General features: G+C 61.0%; 1 protein-coding gene. It reads right to left on the reverse strand.

The window, feature by feature from the left end; translation table 11 throughout:
* Positions 1-328, reverse strand: a 328-nt coding sequence (locus EN804_RS35710) for an ABC transporter permease subunit (protein ID WP_210237394.1), incomplete at its 3' end; no start/stop codon positions are given.

Here is a 328-nt window from a genome sequence, read left to right on the forward strand (position 1 = left end):
TTTGCATGCGCGTCAGGTTAAGCGCGGTCGCCGCTTCCCATTGGCCATGATGTATCGCCTCTATGCCGCCGCGATAGACCTCGGAAGTATAGGCCGCATATTGCAGGCCGAGCGCCAGCGCGCCGGTCAGAAACGCGGGCAAGACAATGCCGAAATCCGGAAGCACGTAATAAAGAAAGAACAGCTGCACCAGAAGCGGCGTGCCGCGGAAAATCCAGACATAGAAGCGCACCAGCATGACCAGCGGCTTCGGCCCGAACAGCCGGCCAAGTGCCGCCCCTAGCCCGACCGTTAGACCGAGAACGAAGGACAGCAGCGTCAGCGGCAC

It is taken from the genome of Mesorhizobium sp. M8A.F.Ca.ET.161.01.1.1, from assembly GCF_004792105.1.
Lineage (GTDB): Bacteria > Pseudomonadota > Alphaproteobacteria > Rhizobiales > Rhizobiaceae > Mesorhizobium.